The sequence below is a fragment of the Mesorhizobium ciceri WSM4083 genome (genome assembly GCF_000519305.1).
Taxonomy (GTDB): domain Bacteria; phylum Pseudomonadota; class Alphaproteobacteria; order Rhizobiales; family Rhizobiaceae; genus Mesorhizobium; species Mesorhizobium ciceri_B.
Genome location: NZ_KI912610.1, coordinates 1,133,870 through 1,154,119, shown reverse-complemented (window position 1 = coordinate 1,154,119; position 20,250 = coordinate 1,133,870). Strand labels below are relative to the sequence as shown.

At 64.7% G+C, this 20,250-nt stretch carries 17 protein-coding genes; 9 read left to right on the top strand and 8 right to left on the bottom strand.

Features of this window, described 5'->3' with window-relative positions:
* The first annotated feature begins 125 nt into the window (after positions 1-125).
* The 8 genes from MESCI2_RS0131495 (at position 126) to MESCI2_RS1000000137680 (ending at position 12,742) form a co-directional block, all read left to right on the top strand.
* Positions 126-2,681: a sensor histidine kinase gene (locus MESCI2_RS0131495; protein WP_027039961.1), complete on the top strand. Its 2,556-nt coding sequence runs from the start codon at positions 126-128 to the stop codon at positions 2,679-2,681.
* A gap of 8 nt (positions 2,682-2,689) precedes the next feature.
* The gene (tsaE, locus tag MESCI2_RS0131490) at positions 2,690-4,201 is read left to right on the top strand and encodes a tRNA (adenosine(37)-N6)-threonylcarbamoyltransferase complex ATPase subunit type 1 TsaE (protein ID WP_027039960.1); all 1,512 of its coding nucleotides are present in this window, start codon (positions 2,690-2,692) and stop codon (positions 4,199-4,201) included.
* Entirely contained in the window at positions 4,198-4,926 is a 729-nt protein-coding gene (locus MESCI2_RS0131485; RefSeq protein ID WP_027039959.1) for a nucleotidyltransferase family protein, read from the top strand. The genes tsaE and MESCI2_RS0131485 overlap by 4 nt, the downstream gene beginning before the upstream one ends.
* Positions 4,923-8,057 (top strand): double-strand break repair protein AddB, encoded by a 3,135-nt coding sequence (addB, locus tag MESCI2_RS0131480; RefSeq protein WP_027039958.1) that lies wholly within the window; start codon positions 4,923-4,925, stop codon positions 8,055-8,057. The genes MESCI2_RS0131485 and addB overlap by 4 nt, the downstream gene beginning before the upstream one ends.
* Complete coding sequence (addA, locus tag MESCI2_RS0131475) at positions 8,054-11,572, top strand: double-strand break repair helicase AddA (RefSeq protein WP_027039957.1); 3,519 nt, start codon at positions 8,054-8,056, stop codon at positions 11,570-11,572. The genes addB and addA overlap by 4 nt, the downstream gene beginning before the upstream one ends.
* Positions 11,573-11,648: 76 nt before the next feature.
* On the top strand, positions 11,649-11,972 hold the full coding sequence (gene trxA / locus MESCI2_RS0131470) for a thioredoxin (protein ID WP_013528326.1): 324 nt from the start codon (positions 11,649-11,651) through the stop codon (positions 11,970-11,972).
* A 161-nt stretch (positions 11,973-12,133) separates the two neighbouring features.
* Complete coding sequence (locus MESCI2_RS0131465) at positions 12,134-12,415, top strand: cupin domain-containing protein (protein WP_013528325.1); 282 nt, start codon at positions 12,134-12,136, stop codon at positions 12,413-12,415.
* Positions 12,416-12,493: 78 nt separating this feature from the next.
* The gene (locus MESCI2_RS1000000137680; protein ID WP_081738949.1) at positions 12,494-12,742 is read left to right on the top strand and encodes a plasmid stabilization protein; all 249 of its coding nucleotides are present in this window, start codon (positions 12,494-12,496) and stop codon (positions 12,740-12,742) included.
* 73 nt (positions 12,743-12,815) lie between these two features.
* On the opposite strand, the gene MESCI2_RS0131455 is transcribed toward MESCI2_RS1000000137680, so the two are convergent.
* The 6 genes from MESCI2_RS0131455 to MESCI2_RS0131430 form a co-directional block, all read right to left on the bottom strand.
* Complete coding sequence (locus MESCI2_RS0131455; protein WP_027039956.1) at positions 12,816-13,235, bottom strand: VOC family protein; 420 nt, start codon at positions 13,233-13,235, stop codon at positions 12,816-12,818.
* A 24-nt stretch (positions 13,236-13,259) separates the two neighbouring features.
* The gene (locus tag MESCI2_RS0131450; protein ID WP_027039955.1) at positions 13,260-14,585 is read right to left on the bottom strand and encodes a bifunctional folylpolyglutamate synthase/dihydrofolate synthase; all 1,326 of its coding nucleotides are present in this window, start codon (positions 14,583-14,585) and stop codon (positions 13,260-13,262) included.
* Positions 14,586-14,704: 119 nt separating this feature from the next.
* Positions 14,705-15,631, bottom strand: a complete 927-nt coding sequence (gene accD / locus MESCI2_RS0131445) for an acetyl-CoA carboxylase, carboxyltransferase subunit beta (RefSeq protein WP_027039954.1) — start codon at positions 15,629-15,631, stop codon at positions 14,705-14,707.
* A gap of 45 nt (positions 15,632-15,676) precedes the next feature.
* Positions 15,677-16,516: a tryptophan synthase subunit alpha gene (gene trpA, locus MESCI2_RS0131440; RefSeq protein WP_027039953.1), complete on the bottom strand. Its 840-nt coding sequence runs from the start codon at positions 16,514-16,516 to the stop codon at positions 15,677-15,679.
* Between the two features lie 2 nt (positions 16,517-16,518).
* Positions 16,519-17,739 (bottom strand): tryptophan synthase subunit beta, encoded by a 1,221-nt coding sequence (gene trpB / locus MESCI2_RS0131435; protein WP_027039952.1) that lies wholly within the window; start codon positions 17,737-17,739, stop codon positions 16,519-16,521.
* 92 nt (positions 17,740-17,831) lie between these two features.
* Positions 17,832-18,491 carry a phosphoribosylanthranilate isomerase gene (locus MESCI2_RS0131430; RefSeq protein WP_027039951.1) on the bottom strand — a complete coding sequence of 220 codons (660 nt, stop codon included), beginning with the start codon at positions 18,489-18,491 and terminating at the stop codon, positions 17,832-17,834.
* A 112-nt stretch (positions 18,492-18,603) separates the two neighbouring features.
* Here MESCI2_RS0131430 and MESCI2_RS0131425 point away from each other — a divergent pair, with 112 nt between their 5' ends.
* Positions 18,604-18,822 (top strand): hypothetical protein, encoded by a 219-nt coding sequence (locus MESCI2_RS0131425; protein ID WP_027039950.1) that lies wholly within the window; start codon positions 18,604-18,606, stop codon positions 18,820-18,822.
* 5 nt (positions 18,823-18,827) lie between these two features.
* Here MESCI2_RS0131425 and MESCI2_RS0131420 read toward each other — a convergent pair whose 3' ends face one another.
* Positions 18,828-19,586: a M48 family metallopeptidase gene (locus MESCI2_RS0131420; protein WP_027039949.1), complete on the bottom strand. Its 759-nt coding sequence runs from the start codon at positions 19,584-19,586 to the stop codon at positions 18,828-18,830.
* 100 nt (positions 19,587-19,686) lie between these two features.
* Positions 19,687-20,169 carry a DUF2852 domain-containing protein gene (locus tag MESCI2_RS0131415; protein ID WP_027039948.1) on the bottom strand — a complete coding sequence of 161 codons (483 nt, stop codon included), beginning with the start codon at positions 20,167-20,169 and terminating at the stop codon, positions 19,687-19,689.
* Positions 20,170-20,250: the final 81 nt, after the last annotated feature.

The following is a 20,250-nucleotide window of genomic DNA, read 5'->3' as shown; positions in this document are numbered from 1 at the left end:
CAGCCTTCACGGCGATTCGGCGAGGGGTTATTGTCAGGTGATTCGGCGATGCTTCCAGCCCGAGAGGGTCAAGAGAGGCACGCATCAGGGCGGTCTTGCATTCAGGCGGCGGAGAGGACCAAGACATGCCGGGGCAACACCCGCACAGAGCGGGACGGGCCGTTTCCGGCGGCCATGACGATTCGGGGATTGCTGGTTCCGCCCAGGAAGGCGGGAGCCTTTCCTGGCGCGCCCGTGCGTCGACATTCCTTGCCACCTCCGCGCTCGCGGGCCCCTTGGCTGGCGCCGTCGCGCATGCCGAAACCGCTGCTGCCAGCGTCGCTGGACTGTCGCTGAGCGCCATCGAGGTCATGCAGCTTGCCGTGTTCGTCGGCGTGACCGGTGCCGCACTGATATCGGCCATCGTTCTCATCCGCGAAAGAGCCCGCACCTCGGCGGAGAATGTCGAACTCAGGAGCCGCCTCGCCGACATCAACGCTGCGCTCCGCCGCTCCGAGGCGCTGCTCAATCTGCGCGACCAGCGCGTCGTCGTCTGGGCCGCGGAAAACAAGAAGCCCGAACTCATCGGCACATTGCCCGTCGAAAGCGGCGCTCCCGAGGATAGGGCCGCTTTTCTCGCTTTCGGCCGCTGGCTGATGCCGCGTTCGGCGGCGGCACTCGAACATGCCGTCGCGGGATTGCGCGAAAAGGCCAAACCCTTCGACCTCGTCATCGAATCGCAGGCCGGCGCACCGCTGGAAGTGCATGGCCGCAAGAGTGCCGCGCATGTGCTCGTGCGTTTCGTCTCGCTCTCGGAGACGCAGCGCAGCCAGGCCAGGCTGAAGATCGAGAACCAGCGGCTGGCCGCCGACCACGACACGATGATCGGCCTGCTCGACGCGCTGAACATGCCGGCATGGTTGCGCGGCGAGGATGGCGGGCTGAAGTGGGTCAACCGCGCCTATGCCGATGCCGTCGAAGCCGAGAATGCCGAAGCCGCGGTTCGGGAGAAGAAAGAGTTCCTCGGCGGCCAGGCGCGCGATGCGATTGCCGCCCAGCACAAGACGCATCCGGTTTTCGAGCAGTCGCTGTCCACCGTGATCGAAGGTGACCGCCGCGTGTTCGCGGTCACCGATTTTGCCGGCAGCGATGGCTCGGCCGGCCTTGCCTGCGATACCAGCGCCATCGAGACCGTTCGCGGCGAATACGAACGAACCGTCAGGAGCCACGCCGACACGCTCGACCAACTTAACACGGCGGTCGCCATTTTCGACATCGACGAGAAGCTGCGGTTCTTCAACCAGGCCTTCCAGAAGCTTTGGGGTCTGGACGCAGGCTTCCTGCACAGCGCACCCGACAATGCCTTGCTGCTCGACCGGCTGCGCAGCGAAGGCAAGATCGCCGAACAGCCTGAATGGCGCCGCTGGAAGGAAGGCCTGCTCGGCGCCTATCGCGCCGTAGAATCCCAGGAGCATTGGTGGCATCTGCCGGATGGCAAGACCATCCGCGTCGTCGCCAACCCGCAGCCCAAGGGCGGCGTGACCTGGGTGTTCGAGAACCTGACCGAGAAGATGGACCTCGAAAGCCGCTACCAGACAGCGGTGCGGGTCCAGGGCGAGACGCTCGACAATCTTGCCGAAGGCGTGGCGGTGTTCGGACCCGACGGCAGGCTCCGGCTGTCGAATCCTGCCTTTGCCACGCTCTGGGGATTGAGCGGCGAAGCGGCCAAGCCCAGTGTCCACGTGTCGACGATACGCGACCTTTGCGACCGGCAGGCCGCGGACAGCCCCTGGCCCAGCTTCGTTGCCGCCATCACCGGCTTCGACGACGAGCGCCGCGACCGCCACGGACAGACCGAGCTCAACAACGGCAATGTGCTGAGTTACGCCATGATCCCGCTACCCAACGGGCAAGTGATGATGACCTTCGTCGATGTCACCGACAGCGTCCATGTCGAGCGGGCGCTAAAGGACAAGAACGAAGCGCTGCAAAAATCCGACCAGCTCAAGAACGAATTCGTCCAGCACGTCTCCTATGAACTGCGCTCGCCGCTGACCAACATCATCGGCTTCACCGAACTCCTGTCGCAGCCCACGACCGGTCCGCTGACGCAGAAGCAGCGTGAATATGTCGAGCATGTCAGCTCGTCCTCCTCGGTCCTGCTCACCATCGTCAACGATATCCTGGACCTGGCGACGGTGGACGCCGGCATCATGCAGCTCGACATTTCCGAGGTGCAGGTCGATCGCACCATCGCCGCTGCGGCCGAGCTGGTGGCCGACCGGCTGGAAGAGCATTCGATCAGTCTCCAGGTGGACGCCATCGCGGCGCCGAAGACGTTTCACGGCGATGAGGTCCGCGTCCGCCAGATCCTCTACAATCTGCTCAGCAACGCCGCCAATTACGCTCCGGAAGCCAGCATCATCCGGCTCACCTGCCGCCATCTGGCGGACGGGGTGGAATTCTCGGTTCATGACGACGGTCCCGGCATGCCGCCGGATGTGCTCGATTCGGTGTTCCGCCGTTTCGAGCCGCGCGCCAATGGCGGCCGCCGGCGCGGCGCCGGCCTTGGCCTGTCGATAGTCAAGAGCTTCGTCGAGCTGCATGGCGGCAGCGTTCGCATCGAAACCGGCAAGGACAAGGGCACGACCGTCATCTGCACCTTTCCAGACATGCCGGGCATCCGCGCCGCGGCCGAGTAGCGCGCTCGATGACGGGATTGGTGCTGGAGCGTTTACTCGCCGACGAAACACACACAGCGCGGCTGGGCGAGGATCTTGCGTTGTCGCTGCGCCCAGGCGACGTGCTTGCCCTCAAGGGCGATCTCGGCGCCGGCAAGTCGACGCTGGCGCGGGCCTTGATCAGGACCCTGGCCGACGATGCCGGTCTCGACGTTCCGAGCCCGACCTTCACATTGGTGCAGAGCTACGACACCCGCATTCCGGTCCATCATTTCGATCTCTACCGCCTGTCCTCGGCGGACGAGATCGATGAGCTTGGGTTCGACGAGGCCCTGGCGCAGGGTGCTGCTTTGGTCGAATGGCCGGAACGGGCGGAAGCCCATCTGCCGAAAACCACGGTCCTGATCGAGCTCGTCCTGCATGGCGACGGCCGGTTGGCGCGATTGTCGGGGCAGGGTGATGCCTTCGATCGGGCGGCACGATCGCTGGCCATGCGCGACTTTCTCGTGAACGCCGGCTGGGCGCAAGCGCAGCGCCGCCATTTCATCGGCGATGCTTCAGCCCGCTCCTACGAGATCGTTTCGTTGCCGGACCAGAAGCCTCGGGTCTTGATGAACTCGCCGCGGCTGGTGCTCGGTCCGCCGGTTCGCGACGGCAAGCCCTATGCCGAGATCGCGCACACCGCCCAGTCGGTCTCCGCCTTCGTTGCCATCGACCGCGCCTTGAAGCAAGGCGGCGTCAGCGTTCCGGAAATCCATGCCGAGGACCAGGAGCAAGGTTTCCTGCTGCTCGAACATCTTGGTTCCGAAGGTTTCCTCGGCGGCGATGGCCAGCCGCTGGCCGAGCGCTGCGCGGCAGCGGCCGAGCTGCTGGCCATGATGCATGGCAGGGCCTGGCCGCAGCGCCTGGAAACAGGGCAAGGCGGCTTCCACGATGTGCCGCCTTTCGACCGCGACGCCATGATGATCGAAGCCGATCTGCTGGTCGACTGGTACGTGCCGGCAATCACTGGCGCTCCGGCAAGCGAGAGCTTGCGCGCCGGTTACCACAAGCAATGGAATGCGCTGCTCGACCGGCTGCAAGGCCGCGAGGTCACGCTGATGCTGCGCGACTTCCATTCACCCAATATCATCTGGCGCGGCGACCGTTCAGGGCATGATCGGCTGGGCATCGTCGATTTCCAGGATGCGCTGATCGGCCCTTGCGCCTATGACGTCGCCTCGCTCGCCATGGACGCGCGTGTTACGATGTCGCCCGAGATCGAGAAACAGACGCTGGATGCCTATGTCGCAGCGCGCCACACAGCCGGGGCTTTCGACGAGGCAAGCTTCCTGGAATCCTACGCCATCATGGCGGCGCAGCGAAATTCCAAGATCCTCGGCATCTTCGTCCGCCTCGAAAAACGCGACGGCAAGCCCTATTATCTGAAGCACCTGCCGCGCATTCGCGACTATCTGCGCCGGGCATTGTCTCATCCGGCGCTGGCAAGCCTGCGCGAGTTCTACGACGCTCACGGTTTACTGGAGGAGCGAGCGCTGTGACAGCAGGACCGGACACCGCCATCGTACTCGCAGCCGGGCTTGGCAAACGCATGCGGCCGATCACCGACACCATCCCCAAGCCGCTGGTCAGGATAGCCGGCAAGACATTGCTCGACTGGAGCCTCGACAGCCTGGCCGCCGCCGGCGTCGGCAAGGCGGTCGTCAACGTCCACTACTTTCCCGAACAGATCGTCGCCCATGTCACTGCCCGCCGCGCGCCAAAAATCGTCATTTCCGATGAGAGCGAACAACTGCTCGATTCCGCCGGCGGCATCGTCAAGGCGTTGCCCGAACTGGGCGATCAGCCTTTCTACATCCTCAACGCCGACACCTTCTGGATCGATGACGGTCCTCTCAATCTCCAGCGCCTCGCCCTTGCATGGGACGCAGCGAAAATGGATATTCTGCTGATGCTGGCGGATCTCCAACAGGCGACCGGACACTGCGGCAGCACCGATTTCCTGGTGGCGCCGGACGGCGGCTTGCGGCGTTCAAAGGGGGATCCGGCGGGGCTGATCTATGCCGGCGCGGCGATCGTCCATCCGCGCCTGTTCGAGGGTGCACCGGCCGGGCCGCACTCGCTGAACGCCTATTTCGATTCCGCCATCGCGGCCGGCCGCCTGTTCGGCATGCCCATGCATGGCCACTGGATCACCGTCGGCACGCCCGATGCCGTACCGCTCGCGGAAGCGGCGGTCGCCGGTGCGCTCATCGAGTCGCAATGAGCGGCTCCAGCCGCGTTTTCTCGATCCCGCCCGGAGCGCCGTTTCTGCCGACGCTTGCCGAGGCGCTGCTTGCCGGTCGCCTCGTGCCGGGGTTCCGATTTGACGGCGACCCGCTCGCTTTGGCCGATGTCACCATCTACGTGCCGACACGCCGTGCCGCGCGTGCCTTGCGGGGTGTCTTCGTCGACAGCCTGGCGGCACGCGGCGGCGGCGGTTCGGCAATCCTGCCGGTCATCCGGCCACTGGGCGAGTTCGACGAGGATGAGGCCGCGTTCGAGACCGAGGCATCGGCAGCCATCGATCTCGCGCCGCCGATTTCGGCAACCGAACGCCTGTTGCTGCTGACGCCGCTGGTTCGGGCCTGGAAACGCCGGCTACCGGCGCATGTCGCCGCCCTTTTCGCCGAGGAGATCGTCATCCCGGCTTCCACCGCCGACGCAATCTGGCTGGCGCGCGATCTTGCCCGGCTGATGGACGAGATCGAGACGGAAGGAACGGACTGGGCCAAGCTCACCGATCTGGTGACCGGCAACCTTGCCGGATGGTGGCAGGTGACCCTCGAATTCCTCGGCATCGTCACCGAAGCCTGGCCGAAATTCCTCGCGGAAAGCGACCGCTCCAATCCGGCCGCGCATCGCAGCGCGCTGATCCGCGCCGAGGCGGCGCGGCTGCAGCGCAATCCGCCCGCTGGCCCGGTCATCGCCGCAGGCTCGACCGGCTCGATACCCGCCACGGCCGAACTGCTTGCCGCGATCGCGCGCCTGCCCGGCGGCGCCATCGTGCTGCCCGGCCTCGACCGTACGCTGGACGAAGCGTCGTTCCAGGCAATCGCCGCGCCCGGCGCGCGTCCAGCCGTGCTCGGCCACCCGCAATATGGTTTGGCCAGGTTGATCGGCAAAGTCGGCGTGCTGCGCGGCGATGTCGAGGAGATTGGCGTGGCCGAACCGCGACTGGCGCTTCGCGCCGCCCTTGTCGGCGAAGCGCTGCGGCCGGCCGAAACCACCGAACTCTGGGCCGAGACACGTGCCGGTTTCCCGGCGTCCGACATTGCCGGCGCCTTCGCCGAGGTGACCTTGCTCGAAGCTGCCAGCGAACGTGATGAAGCTGTCGCCATCGCCGTCGCGCTCAAGCGCGCGGTCGAACAGCCCGGCCAAAGGGCGGCTCTCGTCACCGGCGACCGCGCATTGGCGCGACGCGTCTCGATCGAGCTCCAGCGCTTCGGCGTCGTCGCCGACGATTCCGGTGGCACGCCGCTCGCCAACACCCCGGCGGCCAGCCTGCTCAGGCTGGCGCTCGAGGCGCTGTTCCGGCCAGACGATCCGGTTGGCCTGTTGTCGCTGCTCAAGCATCCGCTGCTCGGCCTCGGCCTCGAACGGGCCGATGTGCGCCACGCGGCGGAGCTGATCGAACTGGTGGCGCTGCGCGGCGGCACCGGCCGCCCCGACATCGTTTCGCTACCGGAACTGTTCGAAGCCCGCCTCACCGGCCTCGGCAGCGGCAGCCGGCAGCCCTTCTGGTTTTCCCGGCTGACCGTGCGCTCTATCGAAACTGCGCGGAATTTGCTCGAACGTCTCAAGCAGGCGCTGGCGCCGCTCGCAGCCTTCCGAGGCCGGGACGACGCCGACCTTGCCGCGCTTGTCAGGGCCAGTGTCGTGGCACTCGAAAATCTCGGCCGCACCGCCGACGGTGGCCTTGGCGAACTCTATGCCGGTGACGCCGGCGAGAAGCTTGCCGAACTGCTGCGCGGGCTGGTCGCGGCTTCGGCTTCGCTGTCCTTCGCGGCGACCGAGTGGCCCGATATCATGGCGGCGCTGATCGCGCCTGAAACGGTCAAGCCGGCACAAGGCACCGACCGGAACATCGCCATATGGGGCGCGCTGGAAGCGCGCTTGCAGACTGTCGACACGCTGGTCATCGGCGGGCTCAACGAGGGCGTATGGCCGCGCAAGCCCGAGAGCGACCGCTTCATGTCGCGGCTGATGAAGATCGGCATCGACCTCGAACCGCCCGAGCGGCGCATCGGCCTTGCCGCGCATGATTTCCAGATGGCCATGGGCGCTGGGAAGGTGGTGCTGTCCCGCTCGGCGCGTTCCGGCGATGCACCTGCCGTGCCGTCGCGCTGGCTGCAGCGGCTGCTGACCTTCATCGGCAGCGACCAGGCAGCGGATTTGCGCCGGCGTGGCGACGAACTGCTTACCTGGACACGTGCGCTGGATACCGGCGCAAGGCAGGATTTCGCGCCACGGCCGCAGCCGAAGCCGCCGCTGTCGGTGCGCCCCACGCATTTCTCGGTCACCGAGATCGAGACCCTGCGCCGCGATCCCTACGCCGTCTATGCAAGACGCATCCTCGGCCTGATGGCGCTCGATCCGGTCATCCGCGACCCCGGTGCGGCCGAGCGCGGCACGCTGTTTCACGCCATTCTGCACCTGTTCTCAGGCAGCGTCGCCGATCCGCGCACCCCCGATGCGCTTGCCGGCCTCATCGCTGCAGGCCGCGCCTGTTTCGCCGAAGCCGCACTTCCGGCCGATGTCGAGGCGGTGTGGTGGCCGCGCTTCGAGAAACTCGCCGCCAACATAATCGAGTGGGAGCGCACGCGCGCCGATGCGGTGACAAGGCGCCATGCCGAGGAGCGCGCCGGCAAGACTGTCGTGGGCCAATCCGGCGTGACTCTGTCCGGCTACGCCGACCGGGTCGATCTGCTGGCCGGCGGCATGGCCGATATACTGGATTACAAGACCGGCTCCTCGCCGTCCAAGGCGCAGGCGCACACACTGCTTGCGCCGCAACTGGCGTTGGAGGGCGCGCTGCTCAGGCGCGGCGCCTTCAAGGATCTGGGCGCGCGCGCGCCCTCTCAACTGGCCTTCATCAGGCTGAAGCCGAATGGCGAGGTGTTCGAGGAATCCATCCTCGAACACAACCGCCAGCCGCGGACCGCGACCGATCTTGCCGAAGAGGCCTGGGCGCGGCTGGAAAAGCTGCTGATCCACTATGCTGACCCGGCGACCGGCTACCTGTCGCGCGCGCTGCCGTTCCGCGAAGGCGAGACGGATGGCGATTACGACCATCTTGCCCGCGTGCTCGAATGGTCGGCAGGCGGCGATGCCGGCGACGAGGGAGGGGAGGCATGAAGAAGGCCTATCCCATCCCCAGCGACACCGCGAACAGCCAGGCCCGTGCCGCCGATCCCGGCAATTCCGCCTGGGTGTCGGCGAATGCCGGCTCCGGCAAGACCCACGTGCTGGCCCAGCGCGTTATCCGGCTGCTGCTGCGCGGCACCGATCCGTCGAAGATCCTGTGCCTGACCTATACGCGCGCCGCCGCCGCCAACATGTCGAACCGGGTCTTTTCGACCCTGTCGGAGTGGACGACGCTTGGTGACGCGGAGCTGGCGGCAAAGGTCGAGGCGCTGGAAGGCCGCCGGCCCGATCTTGAGACCATGCGCCGGGCGCGGCGCCTGTTCGCCGAGGCGCTGGAAACGCCCGGCGGGCTGAAGATCCAGACCATCCATGCCTTCTGCGAATCGGTGCTGCACCAGTTTCCGCTGGAGGCCAACATCCCGGCCCATTTCGAGATGCTCGACGGCCAGATGGAAGCGTCGCTGTTTGCCGCGGCGCGCCGCGACATGATCTCCGGCACAGCCGCCGGTGACAAGGATCTGGCCGAGGCTTTTGCCGCCATTCTCGATCGGGGCGGCGAAGCCGGGCTCGACGCCTTGTTGGGTGAGATCGTGCGCAAGCGCGACGGCTTGCGCCATTTCATCGACGCCGTCGGGCATGATGGCACGCGCTTCCAGGCCCTGTTCGACGAATTCCATTTCCATCCAGGCCAGACGGCCGAGGGCATAGCCGCTTCGGTATGGCCGTTGCCGGGTTTCCTGCCCGACTATTTTGCCGGCTTCGCCCACGCCGCCGAGGCCACCGACGCCAGATCGGTGCTGAACAACATCCTGCCCTATGCGCGGCAGGCTTTCGCCGAGGGCGATCCCATTCGCCGCCTGCAACTGCTGGCGCGAGCCTTCCTCAAGACCGATGGCGACGCCTACGACCCGGCAAAGGCCTTCAAGAAGGCCCTGGTCGACCGGCTGCCGGATCTGGCGGAGCGCTATCTCTCGGCCGCCAACGCCATCGTCGAAACCACCGATCGGCTGGCCCTGTTCCGGATGCTGGAAGGCACGGCTGCGGCGCTGACCATCGCCGGCTGGCTGATCGCCCGCTACGAAATGCTGAAGCGCAGCCGCGGCTTTCTCGACTTCAACGACCTGATCACCCGCACCGTCAACCTGCTGGCGCGGCCTGACGCCGGCCCTTGGGTACAATACAAGCTCGACCAGGGCATCGACCATATCCTGCTCGACGAGGCGCAGGACACCAGTCCGGATCAATGGGAAGTGGTGAAACGGCTGGCGGAAGAATTCTTTGCCGGCTTTGGCGCGCGCGACAGGGTCCATCGCACGGTCTTCGCCGTCGGCGACGAGAAGCAGTCGATCTATTCCTTTCAAGGAGCCGCCCCGGATTCCTTCGCCGACAGCCGCCTATTGTTTGCAGGGAGGGTCCGTGACGCCGAGGCGTCCTTTGCCGACCTCAAGCTGACCTGGTCGTTCCGCTCGACCGACGATGTTCTGACCGCGGTCGACCGCGTCTTCGCCGATCCAGCCGTGCGGCGCGGCATCAGCCATGATCCCGATCCGTTGCGCCACCAGGCGATCCGCACCGACGCCCCGGGCTATGTCGAGGTATGGCCATCGGTCGGCACTGAAGCCGTCGATGAGCCCGACGACTGGACGCAAGCCATCGACCATGCGCACGCGCCGGCGGTGCGCGTGGCCGAGAACGTCGCCGCCACCATCGCCGGCTGGATCGGCAGTGGCGAAATCATCGAAGGCCGCGGCAAGCGGCTGCGGCCGGGCGACGTGCTGGTGCTGGTGCGCAAGCGCGATCGCTTCGTCCATGCGCTGACCCGCGCACTCAAACGCCGCGACATTCCGGTTGCCGGCGCCGACCGGCTGAGCCTACCAGGTCACATCGCGGTCAAGGACCTGATCGCGCTCGGTCACCTCCTCATCCAGCCGCAGGACGATCTGTCGCTCGCCGCCGTGCTGCGCAGCCCGATCTTCGATCTGCCGGAAGAGACGCTTTTCACGCTCGCCGCTGAGCGGCCGTCGGGTCTGTCGCTGATCGCGTCGCTGCGACAGCACGCCGGCGAAAGCGAGAGACTGGCGAAGATCGCCGCCCAGGTCGACATCTGGACTGATGAGGCCGCCTTCAAACCGGTGTTCGAGTTTTACGCTGGCCTTCTGGCGCGCGATGGCGTGCGCAAAAAGATGATCGCGCGGCTTGGGCCCGAAGCCGGCGACATTCTCGACGAGTTCCTGAGCTTCTGCCTTGCCGAGGAGCGAACCGGCCTGCCGGGGCTGGAAGCCTTCCTGTCGACGCTGGAAAACGCCGGTCCCGAGATCAAGCGCGAGATGGACCAGACCCGCGACGAGGTCCGGGTCATGACCGTGCACGCCGCCAAGGGCCTGGAAGCGCCGGTCGTGTTCCTGGTCGATGGCGGTTCCGCACCGTTCAGCGACCAGCATCTGCCGCGTCTGATGCCTTTCGATGGCTCCGGCGCGAACTGGGACGGCAAAGGCTATCTCTGGCGTTCGGCGAGCGACGTCGCCAACGGCTTTTCCAAAGCAGCGGCGGCGCGGGCACGGGAACTCGCCGACGACGAGTACCGCCGGCTGCTCTATGTCGGCATGACCCGTGCCGAGGACCGGCTGATCGTCTGCGGCTATCACGGCAAGCGGGCGCCGAACGCCGGCACCTGGCACTCGATCGTCGGCTGCGCGCTGATCGGCGCTCCGGAGAGCGAACAGCGTCCGCATCCCGCCGGTGGCGAACCGGTGCATCGTTTCCATGTCACCAAGCTGCCGCCCGTCGCACTGGCTTCCAGCGAGCAGGCGCGGCCGAAAGATGCTTTCGGACCTTTGCCGTCGACCCTGTTTCGGCCTTTGCCGCCGTTCGAGGATCTGCCGCGCCCGCTGTCGCCATCGGGCGCCTCGGCGCTGATCGATGAAGGCAAGGAAGCCGTGGTCGACAAGGCGTCGCCGGTGCTGGATGCCGATGCCGAGCCGGGCTTTGCCGTGCTGCGCGGGCTTGCCCTGCACAAACTACTGCAGATGCTGCCCGGTATTGCCGAGCCCGAGCGCGCGGGCGCGGCAGAACGCTATCTCTTGCGAACCGGTGCGGACTGGCCGCCATCAGAGCGTGAAAAGGCCCTGGCGTCGGTTACATCGATCCTTGCCTATCCCGGCTTCGGTCAGTTGTTTGCACCGGCGTCACGCGCCGAGGTCGCCATCATGGGCAGCCTTGAGGTAAAGGGCAAAAAGCGCTCGATTTCCGGCAAGATCGACCGTTTGGCCGTGACATCGGACGCGGTCTCGATCGTCGACTACAAGACCAACCGGCCGGCGCCCGGCTCGCTTGCCGAGGTTCCGCCGGCCTACGTCCTGCAGCTGGCGCTCTATCGCGCCCTGTTGCAGCCGCTCTATCCCGGCCGCGCGGTCAAGGCGGCCTTGCTGTTCACCGAGGCGCCGCGGCTGATCGAACTGCCGGCCGGCGCCATGGACGACGCCCTTGCTCGACTCACGCGAGCGTGACACAACACCTGCTTGAAGAAGGGCGCGACCACCACCACATTTGGTGGGACAAAAACTTTCAAAAGGATTTTTCCATATGGCAACCGTGAAGGTCGACAAGAGCAACTTCCAGGCTGACGTGCTTGACGCCAACGTACCGGTCGTCGTCGATTTCTGGGCGGAATGGTGCGGTCCCTGCAAGATGATCGCTCCGGCGCTCGAAGACATCGCCACCGAACTTGGCGCCAAGGTCAAGATCGCCAAGCTCAACATCGACGAGAATCCGGAGCTTGCCGCCCAGTTCGGCGTGCGCTCGATCCCGACGCTGATGATCTTCAAAGGCGGCGAAATGGCCGACATGAAGGTCGGTGCGGCGCCTAAGACAGCGCTGTCGCACTGGATCAACGGCAACCTCGCCTGATCCTTCTGAAATTCGTGATCATCAAGCCCGGCCTCGCGCCGGGCTTTTTGTTGGCGTCGCCTACAGCGCTGCGCGTCCTTGGGTCATGCGCTGAGCCGCTCTGGCCCTGACGTCCGGCCGCTCCATGTCTTCTGTTGGCAGCAGAAGCAGGGAGAAACGACATGACCGGATCCGCCAAGGCCACCGTCTTCATCGACAATGAGCGCGTCATCGTCACCGAATACCGCTTCGCGCCGGGTGAGAACACCGGCTGGCATCGCCACGGCCACGACTATGTCGTCGTGCCGCTGATGGACGGCAAGGTGAAGCTGTTGACCAAGGACGGCGAATCCTTTGCCGAGATGAAGAAGGGCGCGCCCTATTTCCGCAAGGAAGGCGTCGAGCACGACGTCATCAACGCCAACGAAGGCGAATACGCTTTTATCGAGATTGAGTTGAAGTGATGGCATGCCATCACGTGCTATCTTGATGGCAAGCCCCGAGAAGCCATATCTTTATCTTTCTAAAAAGGGGAGTTTGACATGGCCGAACCCCAGCTTTCCGTCCGCAGCGCAAAAGCACGAGATCTTGCTTATCGACTCGCTCGTCGCGAAAACCGTTCAATAGCTGATATCGTCGAACGCGCACTTGAATCCTATGAGATTCGGGAGGCCGGGCGAGAACCGGCCTCCCTCTTCTACTCCCGCCTGACGGCAAGCATCAGCGTTGACATCGATCTCGAAGCAATCATCCGGGAAAGCGGCAAGGTCCATACAGGGACGGAGCTTTGATTTTCATCGATACCATTGTGATTTCAGAGACCCTTAGAAAGGCGCCTGATGCGGTGTCATGGCTTGGCTGGTCTCACCAGTCGGCGATGCGGTCGCCGCCTGTGAACTGTGCGCTTTTGCCGGTGTATTCGAACAGCTCGATCTTCACGCCGTCGGGATCGCGGAGCCAGGCCTGAAAAGTGTCATCGCAGGCCAGTTTCTTTGAGGTGACGGCGATGCCGTTCGATCTGATGTGATCGATCGCAGCATCGATGTTTTCCACCTCAAGGCAGAAATGGTTGATCTGGTTCTGCTCGCTGTAGCGGGCTCCGTCCTTCTGAAACACCTCGACATGGCTGCCGCCGCCGCAATCGAGGTAGAACCCGAAAATCTTGCCGTCGCGCAGGAAATTGAACCGCGTATCCATGCCCAGCACGTCGCGATAGAAGCTTCGCGTTGCCTCCAGGTCATGCGCGAAGATGCAGACGTGGGCGAGCTGCTTGACCTTGATCATGACGGGTTCCTCGCAAATCCGACCTCAGGTCGGCGGGGTGCCGTTCTCGGCCAGCACCGCGCCGGTCAGATACAACGAACCGCTGATCAGGATGCGTGGCGCCGGGCCGTCCCAGGTGTCGCGCAGCAGCATCAGCGCGCTGGCGACGGAACTCACCGGCTCGGCGGTCAGCCCGGCTTCCGTTGCGCGGACCGCCAGTTCGTCGTTAGGCACGCCGGCCTCGCTCAGGCTCACCGGCACCGTGTAGACATGCCGGGCGAGGCCCTTGAAGGCACGGAAATAGCCGGTCTGGTCCTTGGTGTTGATCATGCCCGAGATGAGGAACAGCGGACGCGGGTTCTTCTCCTCCTGCTCGGCCAACGCTTCGGCAACCACCACGCCGGCACCGGGATTGTGGCCGCCGTCGAGCCAGATATCAGCGCCCTTGGGTGCCAGTTCGGCCAGCCGGCCCTGCACGAGCTTCTGCATGCGGCCGGGCCAGGCGACATTGATCATCGCCTTTTCGGCGGCGCGATGGCTGATCTCGAAACCGGCCGCCTTGACCGCGGCGATCGCCGCCGCCGCATTGGCGAACTGGTGGCGGCCGGGCAGCCTGGGCGGCGGCAGGTCCATCAACCCGTCTTCGTCCTGATAAACCATGCGGCCGTTTTCCTCGAAGGCAAGGAAGTCCTGGCCGTAGACGAAGGTGGGGCATTCAAGCCGCTCGGCGGTTTCGATCAGCACCTGCAGCGCCGTTTCGCTCTCCTGCGCGCCGATGACCACCGGACAGCCGGGCTTGATGATGCCGGCCTTTTCGGCCGCGATCAGTTCGACCCGGTCGCCGAGATAGGCCTCGTGGTCGAGCGACACCGGCATGATCACCGACACGGCCGGCTCCTTGACGACATTGGTCGCGTCGAAGCGGCCGCCGAGCCCGACCTCGATGACGGCGGCGTCGGCCTGGTGTTCGGAAAACAAGAGGAAGGTGACGGCGGTGAGGATCTCGAAGACGGTGATCTTCTCGCCTTCATTGGCTCTGGCCGCACGAGCAATGGCATCGGCGAAAACCCTGTCCTCGACCAGCCTGCCGCCGCCATCGGCGGCCAGCCGGTAACGCTCATACCAGTGGACCAGATGCGGCGAGGTGTGGACATGGACGCGGTAGTCCGCAGCCTCGAGCAGCGCGCGCGAAAAGGCGGCGCACGAGCCTTTGCCGTTGGTGCCGGCGATGTGGATGACCGGCGGCAGCCGATCCTGCGGATTGTCAAGCCGCTCCAGCAGCCGCGAAATGCGGTCGAGCGAAAGGTCGAAGCCTTTCGGATGAAGCGCCATCAGGGCTTCGATTTCGCGGTCGGCGGCAAGCGTCGTCATGGCAGAATCCTAGCGCATGAGCCGTGAAAACCAGAATCGGTTTCGGATGGCCATGGCAATCAAAAGCTACAGCGCGCCGAAGCCTCCGTGCAATCGCGGTCGCGGCGCTTCGTGTCGCTTCAGGCTTGCGGCCGAGCTTCCGCGGCGACCACCGCCGGCGGCAGGATTTCCGGCTCCAGCGGCTTTTGCTCCTCCGGCAGCTTGAGCAGCATTTTTAGCAGCCGCGATATGGTTTCGCGCAGCTCCAGCCGCGACACCACCATGTCGACCATGCCGTGCTCCATCAGATATTCGGAGCGCTGGAAGCCGTCGGGCAGTTTCTCGCGGATCGTCTGTTCGATGACGCGCGGTCCGGCAAAGCCGATCAGCGCGCCGGGCTCGGCGATGTGCACGTCGCCCAGCATGGCATAGGAGGCGGTCACGCCGCCCGTGGTCGGGTTGGTCAAAACGACGATGTAGGGCAGGCCGGCTTCCTTCAGCCGGTCGACACCGACCGTTGTCCGCGGCAATTGCATTAGGGACAAAATACCTTCCTGCATGCGCGCGCCACCGGAGGCGGCGAACAGGATCAGCGGCCGCTTGCGCTGCAGGGCCACTTCGAAGCCATGCACGATGGCGTCGCCGGCGGCCATGCCGAGCGAGCCGCCCATGAAGGCGAAGTCCTGCACCGTGACCACCACCGGCAGACCCTCGACGGTGCCCAGCGCATTGATGATCGCGTCCTCAAGGCCGGTCTTGGCCTTGGCGTCCTTCAACCGGTCGACATAGCGCTTCTCGTCGCGGAATTTCAGCGGATCCTGCATCACCTTGGGGTTGTCCAGGGTCTCGTATTTACCGCCATCGAAGAAGAATTTCAGCCGTTCCTTGGCCGAAATCTTCATATGATGGCCGGACGAGGGAATGACGAACTGGTTGGATTCCAGATCCTTGTGGAACACCATCTCGCCGGTCTCCGGATCCTTGATCCAGAGGTTCTCGGGCATGTCGGTGCGCCGTCCGAGCATCGAATTGATCTTCGGGCGAACGTAATTGGTGATCCAGTTCATCGCTTCGGCTCCTGTCCTGACGAGGATTGGGAAGAGGTAGGAGAACTATTCGGCAGCAGCAAGGCGGGCCGAGCGCACGCCTTGCGCAAGGCCGCTGACCAGCGTGGCGACGGCTTCGGCCGGGTCGGCGGTCTTCTCGCCCTTCGGTCCCAGCACATTGGCCACCGCATTGACGATAGCGGTGCCGACGACGACGCCATCGGCATTGGCGCCGATCACCCGCGCCTGCTCGGCGGTCTTGACGCCGAAGCCGACGCAGACCGGCAGGTCGGTGTGGCCCTTGATGCGCTTGACCGCCGCCGCCACCTTGCCGGTGTCGGCCAGTGCCGAGCCGGTGATGCCGGTCATCGACACGTAATAGACGAAGCCGGACGTGTTCTGCAGCACTTTCGGCAGGCGCTTGTCGTCGGTGGTCGGCGTCGCCAGCCGGATGAAGTTGATGCCGGCCTTGAGCGCCGGAATGCACAGTTCCTCGTCCATCTCCGGCGGTAGGTCGACGACGATCAGCCCGTCGATGCCGCTGGCGATCGCGTCCTTGAGGAAGCGGTCGACGCCATAGATGTAGATCGGATTGTAGTAGCCCATCAGCACGATCGGCGTTTCATTGTCACCAGTACGGAAGTCGGCCGCCATCTTCAGCGTCTTGACCAGCGTCTGGCCGCCTTTCAGCGCCCGCAGGCCCGCTGCCTGGATCGCCGGGCCATCGGCCATCGGATCGGAGAACGGCATGCCGAGCTCGATGATGTCGGCGCCAGCCTTGGGCAGTGCCCTCATGATCGACAAGGAGGTGTCATAGTCAGGGTCGCCGCCCATGAAATAGGTGACGAGCGCCGGGCGGCCTTCGTTCCTGAGCTTCGCCATGCGGCGATCGATGCGGGTGGCCATGATCAGATCTCCATGCCCAGCATCGAGGCTACGGTATGCACGTCCTTGTCGCCACGGCCGGACAGGTTGACGATGACGATCTGGTCCTTGTCCATGGCAGGCACGATCTTCACCGCATGCGCGATGGCATGCGCCGATTCCAGCGCCGGGATGATGCCTTCGACGCGCGTCGTCAGCTTGAAGGCCTCCAGCGCCTCGTCGTCGAGGATCGGCACATATTCGACGCGGCCTGAATCGCGCAGCCAGGAATGCTCCGGCCCGACGCCGGGATAGTCGAGGCCGGCTGAGATCGAATGGCCGTCCATGATCTGGCCGTCGGCGTTCTGCAGGAGATAGGTGCGATTGCCGTGCAGCACGCCGGGCGCGCCGGCATTCATCGAGGCGCAATGCTCGATGCCGTCGAGACCGCGGCCGCCGGCCTCGATGCCGATGATGCGGACCTCCTTGTCGTCGAGGAAGGGATGGAACAGGCCGATGGCGTTGGAGCCGCCGCCAACAGCGGCGATGATCGTGTCCGGCAGCCGGCCTTCCTGCTCGAGGATCTGCGCGCGCGCCTCGATGCCGATCACCGACTGGAAGTCGCGCACCAGCTCCGGATAGGGGTGCGGGCCGGCGGCGGTGCCGATCAGGTAATAGGTGTCCTCGACATTGGTCACCCAGTCGCGCAACGCCTCGTTCATGGCGTCCTTCAGCGTGCCGTGACCAGCGGTCACCGGCCGCACTTCGGCGCCCAGCAGCTTCATGCGGAAGACATTGGGGCTTTGCCGGGCAACGTCGGTGGCACCCATATAGACGACGCAGGGAAAGCCGAAGCGGGCCGCGACCGTGGCCGACGCCACGCCGTGCTGGCCTGCACCGGTCTCGGCGATGATGCGCTTCTTGCCCATGCGCTTGGCCAGCAGGATCTGGCCGAGGCAATTGTTGATCTTGTGCGAACCGGTGTGGTTCAAATCCTCGCGCTTGAAATAAACCTTTGCGCCACCAAGATGCTTCGTCAGCCCTTCCGCGAAATAAAGCTTCGATGGCCGCCCGGCATAGTGGGTCGAAAGGTCAGTCAGCTCGGCCCTGAAATCCGCATCGTTCTTGACCTCGTTCCAGTGCCGCTCGAGGTCGAGGATCAGGGGCATCAGCGTTTCGGCAACGAAACGACCGCCGAAAATGCCGAACATGCCCTGTTCGTCGGGTCCGGTGCGGAAGGAATTAGGTGTCGCCGGCCTGTTCATCGCCGATCTCCTGGCATCTTGACTTATGAAGCATGTCCTTGTCGGAAAACCGGTTCCCACTTTTCCGGAACATGCTCTGGTTTAAGGCACTACTAGGCTGCGCGGGTGTTCCGCGCGGCCCTGACGGCCCGGAAAAACTGTTCGATCAGCGCCGGATCCTTGACGCCGGGTGCGCTTTCCACGCCTGAGGAAATGTCTATTCCGGGCGGGTCGGCAAGCCGAAGGGCATCGCCGATATTGGCGGCGTTGAGCCCACCGGAAAGCATGTAATCGACGCTGCCGTCAAGGCCGGCGAGGATGTGCCAGTCGAAGGCCACGCCGTTGCCGCCCGGCAGTTCGGAGCCTTTCGGCGGCTTGGCGTCGAACAGCAGCCGGTCGGCTATGCCGATGAACGGCTTTATCCGTTCCAGATCGGCGGCCTCGCTGAGCGGCAGCGCCTTCATCACCCGCAGGCCATAGCGGGCTTTGACCCCGGCGACGCGCTCGGGCGTTTCCGCGCCATGCAGCTGCAGCATGTCAGGCTGCATTTCGGCAACGATTTCATCAAGAAAGGCGTCGCTGGCATCGACGGTGACGGCAACCGCCATCGCCTTGCCGCGCGCAGCCTCGCGCAGACGGCCAGCCTCGGCGGGTTCGACATAGCGCGGGCTTTTGGCGAAGAAGATAAACCCGACATGGCTGGCGCCGCCGGCCAGCGCCGCGGCCATTGCCCCGTCGGTCTTCAAGCCGCAGATCTTGATGTCGAGTGCCATGGCGCGGGAATTGGCATGAAAAGCGAAAAGAGTCGAGAAAAAGCATGCTGTTTGCCGGCACGGCCAAAGGCGCTACCTATGAATGGACAGGATACAAGGCGGGAGCACGATCATGACCGACAGAACTGTAGCCGAACTCAGGCAGAAGATCGCGCAGGCGCGCGAGGTCATCGCGCACCTGATCGACAAGGCCGCCTTCAACGGCGCCGAGGCGCACCGGGCGCTCGACTATTTCGGCGGCGATGAATTCGACGGCAATTTCCTGCCGTGGCCGCATCATGGCGATGAGGGGTTGCGGCCTGAGGACTTGAATGCCGCCAACGACGATTGAGCGATCTACTCGAACATGATCGCCTGCAGCGCACCGCCATTGCGCTTCAGCCAGTCCTTGCAGCGATCGGTGTCGGGGCAGAGCTTTTCGCACAATTTCCAGAATTTCGGACCGTGATTCATCTCCTTGAGATGCGCCACTTCATGCGCGACGAGATAGTTAATGACCGGCGACGGCGCCATCATGATGCGCCAGGAAAAGGACAGATTGCCTTCGGAGGTGCATGACCCCCAGCGGCTTGACGTGTCCTTGAAGCGGATCGCCTTGGCGCGCTTGCCGAGCGCCTCTGTGTGTTTGGCCACCAGCTTCTCGATTTCCTTCTTGGCCTCGCGCTTGAGGAAATCGGCGAGGCGGCGCGGCAGATGTATGCGGTCGCCATGCACGATCAAGAGCGGACCACGTTCGTCGCGCGACACGGTGACGGTGCCGCGCTTTGACGGTTCATGGACGATGCGGTGCGGCACGCCGCGCACCGGGATCTTGATGCCGGGCCGCACCTGCGGCCGCGTCGGCACCTTGGCCAGTCGCTGCTCCAGCCAGTCCTGATGCCGCTCGAGGAACCTGTCCACTTCGCCGCGGCGCAGGCCTGGCGGCACGGTGATGCGCAGACCCTGGCCGCCTGAATCGATGCGCAGCGTCATTCGGCGCGCCCTGGCGCTCTCGACGATCTTGAGCGGCAGCGTGCGGCCGGCGACGCAATATTCGCGCTCCACAACAGGCGTGGGCTTGGGCTTTGTCAGATTGCGAAAGAAGCCGAGAGTCATGGCGGGACGATACGCGATTCGAGAAAAACGACTAGAACAAAAAAGAAACGGCGCCGCTCGCGCGACGCCGTCCTTTCACGATGTGGCCAGTCGCTTGGCCTCAGTCGTCAAGCAGGTTCGAACCCTTGCCACGCTTGGTGGTCGTTGTCCCAGCGCCCGGATCGGTCTTCGTCGGCGCCGTCGACTTGTTGCGGTTGGCCATGAACCGGTCGAACTCGTCCTGGTCCTTGGCGCGGCGCAATTCGCGGGCATACTCGTCGAACTGGGTCAGCATCTCGTCGAGCTTGCGGCGCTCTTCGTTCAGCCGCTCCAGTTCCTTTTCGCGCCAGTCGTCGAAAGCGACGTTGCCGGTGCGGGCAGAGCCATTGCCCCAGCGCGCGGCCTTGTCGGAACCGCGGCGGCATCCGGCGAAGATGCCGTCGGTCGCGCGGTTGACGTCACGCTTGAAGCCATCGAGGCGGTCGCCCCAGATGATGTAGGCGAGCATGGCGAAGCCGAGTGGCCAGAACACCATGAAACCCACAACCATCAACGCGATGGTTGCCGGCGTCCAGGCCGGACGGATCAATGCGGATGCGTTCATTTTCTCCCATTCCTTCGGTTGGAGACAGCCAAACCCGGCTGCGTGGAATCGAAATGGGAAGAGAAAAACGGCGATTCAAGA